Source organism: Cryobacterium luteum (assembly GCF_900110125.1).
Taxonomy (GTDB): Bacteria; Actinomycetota; Actinomycetes; order Actinomycetales; family Microbacteriaceae; genus Cryobacterium; species Cryobacterium luteum.
In genome coordinates this window covers 1-6,517 of sequence record NZ_FOCN01000047.1, presented here as the reverse complement: position 1 = coordinate 6,517, position 6,517 = coordinate 1, and the positions used below count along the sequence as shown (strand labels likewise).

The 6,517-nt window shown below is 61.4% G+C and carries 6 protein-coding genes and 2 pseudogenes; 4 read left to right on the top strand and 4 right to left on the bottom strand.

Annotated elements, in window-relative coordinates; genetic code table 11:
- On the top strand, window positions 1-317 hold a 317-nt coding region (locus tag BMW72_RS17970), incomplete at its 5' end, for a transposase (RefSeq protein ID WP_208598229.1).
- Here BMW72_RS17970 and BMW72_RS19430 read toward each other — a convergent pair.
- From BMW72_RS19430 to BMW72_RS17960, 3 genes and pseudogenes are all read right to left on the bottom strand, one after another.
- Window positions 301-411, bottom strand: a complete 111-nt coding sequence (locus tag BMW72_RS19430; RefSeq protein ID WP_244151256.1) for a hypothetical protein — start codon at window positions 409-411, stop codon at window positions 301-303. The two genes, BMW72_RS17970 and BMW72_RS19430, sit on opposite strands and share 17 nt — an antisense overlap.
- Entirely contained in the window at window positions 408-638 is a 231-nt protein-coding gene (locus BMW72_RS19425; RefSeq protein WP_092341445.1) for a hypothetical protein, read from the bottom strand. Before BMW72_RS19425 ends, BMW72_RS19430 begins: the two co-directional genes overlap by 4 nt.
- 555 nt (window positions 639-1,193) lie before the next feature.
- Window positions 1,194-1,307 (bottom strand): annotated as a pseudogene (locus BMW72_RS17960) (biotin/lipoyl-containing protein); the annotation flags it as partial.
- Between the two features lie 141 nt (window positions 1,308-1,448).
- Between BMW72_RS17960 and BMW72_RS17955 the strand changes: the two are divergent.
- From BMW72_RS17955 to BMW72_RS17945, 3 genes are all read left to right on the top strand, one after another.
- Window positions 1,449-2,879 (top strand): MFS transporter, encoded by a 1,431-nt coding sequence (locus tag BMW72_RS17955; RefSeq protein WP_092113062.1) that lies wholly within the window; start codon window positions 1,449-1,451, stop codon window positions 2,877-2,879.
- 39 nt (window positions 2,880-2,918) lie between these two features.
- Window positions 2,919-3,416, top strand: coding sequence for a universal stress protein (locus BMW72_RS17950; protein ID WP_092113060.1), 498 nt, complete (start codon window positions 2,919-2,921; stop codon window positions 3,414-3,416).
- Between the two features lie 307 nt (window positions 3,417-3,723).
- Entirely contained in the window at window positions 3,724-4,905 is a 1,182-nt protein-coding gene (locus BMW72_RS17945; protein WP_166787790.1) for an MFS transporter, read from the top strand.
- On the opposite strand, the pseudogene BMW72_RS17940 reads toward BMW72_RS17945, so the two are convergent.
- Window positions 4,906-6,173, bottom strand: a pseudogene (locus BMW72_RS17940) (IS256 family transposase). It lies immediately after the preceding gene.
- Window positions 6,174-6,517 lie beyond the last annotated feature (344 nt).

The following is a 6,517-nucleotide window of genomic DNA, read 5'->3' as shown; positions in this document are numbered from 1 at the left end:
TGACGTTCCCGCCCGAGCTGAGACGGGTCATTTACACCACTAACAGCATCGAATCGTTGAACTATCAGCTGCGGAAAGTCACCAAGAACCGCGGCCACTTCCCCAACGACGACGCCGTGATCAAGATGCTCTGGTTGGCCATCTGCAACATCGAAGACAAACGAGCCCGCGACCGAGCCAAGGAACGCGGACGAGCCCGAGGCGTCAAACGCACCGCCGAAGGCCACCTCGTCGAAGGCCAAATCACCACGAATTGGAAGCAAGCCCTCAGCCAGCTCGTGATGATTCACCCCGACCGAATCAACCCCCACCTCTAACCAATTCCCAACACTTACACAAAACACTTGACAGGCTCCCGCCATCAGTAACTGCCCACAAGGTAGACACCGACTTCGGGGCGGAGAACGTCAGATCGAATCCCGCAACGGGGCGCTCGTCGACTTTGCCGTCTCTTCCACCTCAACCAACGCTGACTGCGCCGCGGCTTCTTCTGGAGTCAGATTCACCGGGATGCATGTGAAACGCCGCTCGACACGCTCGGCCGTGGTCGTGAACTTCGGGTAGAGGCGTTCGAGTTGTTCGCCAGTGTTCGGGTCCTGTCCGAAACCCATGAAACGGCGCAACTGCGTCTCATCCACCTCACTGCCACCTGAACGCTGCCGGGCAGTCCTTCCAGGCCTGATCCGGTCCAGGTGCCTGGCGGTGTCCCAAATTCAAGGAAATACCGTGAAAACGGTGACGCTGCATCCCGGACGCCGTCGCCTGCCACAACGGAGTTCAGCAAATACCGATAGTCCTGGACCACGGTTATAACTCTGATCAACACCGTCACACGCAACAGGTACGCTGATAACTCTCACCGCCGAGCGCTATGCCGAGCGGCGTCCTTTTCTCCGCTTAGCACCTCGTGAACAAACTCGACAGATCACGATTCGCATCACCAATGACAACCGTGTTCAGCAAATACCGATAGTCATCCCCCGCACGCATCACCCACCTCGAACAGTCACAGACGAGGTGCTGAACTGCGGCGTGTGTGAGATTGCCCTCGCGACGGTCGAACAAGGACCGGCCTTGCTCCTCGCGATCTGGGCGCGGCCGATTGGCGACTGCACGAGACTTTCGACTAAATGCCGAGGTCCGGCTCGAACGCGCCCTCCTCGAGGCGCTCCTTGACCGCCATGAGGTACCGGGTCCAGCAGCAGCTCGTCGACCTCGACCCGGTCGCCAACATTCTTCAGCCAGCGGGTAACTGTGCCCTCCGTGACACTCTCTCCGAGTGCAGGGAGGCTGACGGATTCGCTCATGCGCTTGTCTCCTTCGCAGCGTGGGATCGCTTTCAAACTTGTTGCAGTTACCGGAGAGCGCCAATCGCTTCCCCTACCCCCTACGGGTATAGACTACACCCCGACCGGGTACGCCGGCACAGCTTCTCAGGAGGAAAACCCATGTCTACCCACCCACCCATATCACCAGCAAAGCGGTGGCTCGGCCTCGTGCTGATCGCCACAGCGCAGTTCGTCGTCATCATGGACACCTCGATCATCGGTGTTGCTCTGCCCGATATTCAGCGAGATCTCGGCTTCACGCCAGAGTCCCTGTCATGGGTGTTCAATGCCTACGTGGTTGCCTTCGGTGGCCTCCTCCTTCTAGGAGGTCGCCTTTCTGATGCATTCGGCGCCCGCAAAATATTCGTGCTCGGCTGGCTCGTCCTGATCGCGGGATCGGTGATGGCGGGAACCGCCAGCAACGTCGGGCTCGAGATCGCTAGCCGCGCCATTCAAGGTGCCGGTTCCGCAATGATCGCGCCAGCGGCGCTGACCCTGCTGATGATGCTCTTTGGCGGCACCTCCGATCTCCCCAAGGCCTTTGCCGTCTACGGCGCAGCGGCGCCAATCGGCGGCACGGCTGGCGTCTTCCTCGGCGGAGTACTGACCGAGTATGCGAGCTGGCCGTGGGTGTTCTACGTCACTATTCCGATCGCGGTCTTCGTCCTCGCGTTCGCAGCAACAGCACTTCCCCGAACTGTCCGAAAGGCATCGGGGTCGATCGACATCGGCGGGGCCCTCACCGTGACAGTCGGGCTCGCCGCAGTTGTCTACGCCGTAGTGAATGCCCCGGAAGTCGGTTGGCTCACGTGGTCAACCCTCAGCGTGCTGGCCGCAGGCATCGTCCTGCTCGTGATCTTCTTCATTATCCAGGCGCAAAGCCGCAACCCGCTGCTACGCCTCAGCCTGCTTCGCGCACCCCTGCTCGGTGCTGCTAACAGTGCTCAGCTGATGTTGGGTGCGGCCTGGGTATCGATGTGGTTCTTCCTGAACCTGTATCTGCAGCAGGTGCTCGGCGCGAGCGCCTTCGCCGCCGGCGCCGCACTTCTCCCGATGACCGGTCTCGTCGTTATCGTCATGATCGCGTTGGCACCTCGGTTGCAGGAGAGATTCGGCGCGAAATCGCTGATCGTCAGCGGCCTCCTCTTGCTGGCAGGAGGAATGGTATGGCTCGCCTTCGTTCGCCCCGACGGCAACTATGCGGTCGATGTTCTGCCCGCATCGCTCCTGGCTGCCCTCGGAATGTCACTCGCGTTCGTCCCCTCCCTCGGTACCGCCATCAACGCTGCACCGCCCGCCGAGACCGGTGTCGCCTCAGGACTCGTCAGCACCAGCTATCAGATCGGATCCGCGCTCGGCCTCGCCGTCCTCACGGCAATCGTCTACGGCATCGCCGGCACCGACGCCTCCAAGGTAGAGCTAACTCAGGGGTACTCTGCGGCCTTCATCGGCGCAGCAATCCTCGCTCTACTCGGAGCAATCATCACCGCAATCGCGATGACGAAGCCCCGGGCATCCGTTAGGGCATCCGACGAATCAATCTCGGTCTAACAACTACCCCAACCATTAATCACTAGGAAGGAAACACCCATGTCCACTCCGAAACTACTCATCGCCTACGACGGGTCACCCAACGCGCAAAGTGCAATGCACACCGTCGCAGGCCTCTTTCCGGGCGCGACCGCGGTGCTGTTCTATGCCCGCCAACCACTGGAAGGCTTCGCAGCGCACTTGGAAGGCCATCCGGCACTGGAGAAGCTGCAGGGTCTCGACGCGGCAGCGCTCGACGTATCGGAACAGATCGCGGCCGACGGCGCGCAGCTGGCCCGCGACCTCGGCCTGATCGCCGAGCCTCTCATCTCCTCCACCATGGCCACCGCCTCCGAGGCCATCGTGGACACCGCCGAGGAACTGAACGTCGATCTGATCGTCCTCGGTTCCCGCGGCCTGCGCGGATTCAAAGCGACTTTGCTGGGGAGCACCTCGGCGAGCGTGCTTCACCATGCCACCCGCCCGACCCTCGTGATTCCGTCGGACGCTGTGGCAGCAGCTCGCCGCAACAGCCGGGTTGTAACGCCCGCTGAGTAGGAAATCGCCAACGGCGCTCGTGCCGGGTCTGTCAGGCAGAGATGCATGACGGATCCGGCAATCAAGGGCGTAGCACGCAGAGTCGACCGAACAGCGATCTCGCAACCAGGTTTCCTAGTTCCCGACGGTCTCTGGCACCGATCGTTCCTGGCAGGTGTCCCCCACCGAGATGGACGGGGTTGGCATGCGCTGAGCGTCGAGCCCCGACCGGTTTCCTCACGGTCCCAGCCGCCGCGTCAGTGAAAGAAGTACCGTTATGCCTCATGTGATTACCCGTCCCGGCTCTATCAGTAGCATGTGGATTGCCATGCTCCTGGCACTGACACACGCGGCCAACGATGCTCTCACAGCGGTTCTCGGAGCATTGCTGCCCACACTGGAAGTGAAGTTCTCGGCAAGCCCGATCCTCCTCGCGGTGTTGGTCGCGGTGTTCAGCATCAGCTCGTCGGCGCCCCAGCCGGTATTGGGATCCGTCGCTGACCGTGTCGGGCTGCGCCAGATCGCCGCAATCGGTGTCGCCCTCGCCGCCATCACTTTGAGCCTTATCGGGGTGGCCCCGACAGTGCTCGTACTCATCCTTCTACTTCTGCTTGGCGGGCTCGGTTCCGCCGCATTGCACCCGATCTCGACAAGCATCGTCGGCGGCGCGGCGGCGAAGAATCCGAGCCTGGCCGTGGGACTGTTCACCGCAGGAGGAATGGTCGGCTTCGCCATCGGCCCGGTTCTGATTCTCTATCTGATATCGCAATTCGGCATTCAGGTAACCCCTTGGCTGATGGTTCCCGGTCTCATACTCGCCATGTTGGTTTACCTGCTGCTGCCCGATTTCGTACCTCATGCCATTCGGCGCACCCGGCTCCGACTCGTCAAGTCCGCATTCAACCGGCAAACGATCTTCCTCACCCTCGCATCAACCTTGATCAACCTGGCGTTTCTCACCTATACCAGCGCCGTTCCACTCTGGCTGGTCAACGAACACCGCATCGAAACGAATGCCCCTCTTCTTGGCTGGACGCTTGCCGCCTTTTCCATCGCAGCGGCGCTGGGCGCAGTGGCGGGCGGTGTGATGGCACCACGCATCGGTGGCATCACCACGACGGTCGCCTCGTTGCTTGCTGCCACCGCTGCGTTCTTGGTCGTTCTCCTACTCCCGGCGGGAGGCGGCACGTTGATCGCTGGAGCGGTTGCCGGGTTCATGTTGTATGCGAGTCAACCGCTGCTCATCGTGGCTGCGCAGACGCTGAACCCGAACGCTCCGACGGCCGCTGCCGGGGTAGTCATCGGAATCGGCAGCGGTCTGGCCGGCCTGCTCTACATCGGCTCTGGGATCCTCCAAGGAATGATTGGCCTCATTCCCGCCATGCAACTCAACTTCCTCCTTCTCATTCCGGCCGCATTGATCGCCACACGAGGGCTAAGAGTCCTAAGAGTCGGTCACGTCCCGCCGGGTGGTGTAATTCATCGTCACCGTGCGGGTCAGCTGATTTGATTATGCAGCAATGAGCTCGGGAATGGGAATCACCCCCGTCAGTGCGGCGGCGTCAGGGTTGGTGAGGGCCGTGTTGAAGGCCTCCAGCTGGCGCATGGAGTCCTCGGAGAGGTAGCGGCGGGCGCCAGCTTCCCACTCGTCGTGTTGCTCGACGAGGACGGCTCCTGCGAGGCGGAGCAGGGCCGCGGGGTTGGGGAACACACCGACAACATCGGTCCGACGCTTGATCTCTTTGTTCAATCGTTCGATCGGATTTGTCGACCAGATCTGTCGCCAGTGTTTGGGAGGGAAACCGCAGAACGCGAGGATGTCGGCCCGCGCGTCGTGCAGCATCTTGGCGACCTTCGGGTGCGTGCGCTCGAGCATCCGGGTGACCTCGTCGAACTGGGCCTGGATGTGCTTCGCGTCGGGCTGGGCGAAGATGGTGCGGATGACCGCGGCGACCATATCCTGGCTGGCGCGCGGGACGATGGAGAGAACATTTCTCATGAAATGCACTCGGCAGCGTTGCCACGCGGCGCCCTGGAAAACGGTGCTGATGGCCTTCTTCAGACCGGTGTGAGCGTCGGAGATGACGAGCTTGACACCGTCGAGCCCGCGGGCTTTCAAGGACCGCAGGAACTCGGTCCAAAAGGGCTCGTTCTCGCTGTCGCCGACGTCGAAGCCGAGGACCTCGCGGCGGCCGTCGGCGGCCACGCCGATGGCGACGACCATCGCCTGGGAGATGACGCGGTGGTTGACGCGGGCCTTGCAATACGTGGCGTCGAGGTACACGTAGGGGTAGCCGGTAACGCCGAGGTCACGGCCACGGAACGTGGCGACTTCCCTGTCGAGATCAGCGCAAATCCGGGATACTTCGGACTTGGAGATACCCGTGTCGGCGCCGAGTGCTTTGACCAGGTCGTCGACTTTGCGCGTCGAGACGCCGTGGAGGTAAGCCTCCATAACGACGGCGAACAGGGCTTGGTCAACACGTCAACACGTCGGCGCCGTTCGAGCAGGGCGGGGAAGAACGACCCCTGCCGCAGCTTGGGGATCTTGAGATTCAGGTCCCCGGCCGTCGTCGTCAACACGCGCGGGCGGGTCCCGTTGCGCTGGTTGGTGCGGTCATCGGAGCGTTCAAAACGGCCGGCGCCGATGTGCGCGGTGGCCTCGGCGTCGATGAGTTCTTGGTAGAGCGTTTCGGTCACCGTTCGGATTCGATCGGTGACGTTGGTGAGTTTGAGCTCCGCGAGGAGCGCAAGCAGGGCAGACTGGTCTAAAGCCATCGTGTGATGTGTCTTTCTGTGAGTTCTTTGATCGGTACTCACTGACCATCGCACGGTGGCTCTTTACGTTGTTAATCCAACGATCAAACCCCGGGAATTACACAGAGATACTGGATATGGCTCTGGTGCGGGGTGACTCAAAATTACACTGACTCCTTTCGAGGTTGTCTTTGAGTGGATCTGTCCGCCGTACCAGAGCCGCTAATGCCGCTTGATCGGGGCGACATGACTTGATAGGAGCCTGGCTAACAGTCTCACCTCTGTGCTGTCTGCCCTCCCGACCCAACGGCGATTTCCCTTCAACGAAGAAACGGGAACGAAGTCATGACAGTTGCAATTCTTGA

Excerpts from the sequence above, each read along its gene's own strand:
- BMW72_RS17955 (WP_092113062.1), top strand. The coding sequence starts at position 1,449 with ATGTCTACCCACCCACCCATATCACCAGCAAAGCGGTGGCTCGGCCTC.
- BMW72_RS17945 (WP_166787790.1), top strand. The coding sequence starts at position 3,724 with ATGCTCCTGGCACTGACACACGCGGCCAACGATGCTCTCACAGCGGTT.
- BMW72_RS17950 (WP_092113060.1), top strand. The coding sequence starts at position 2,919 with ATGTCCACTCCGAAACTACTCATCGCCTACGACGGGTCACCCAACGCG.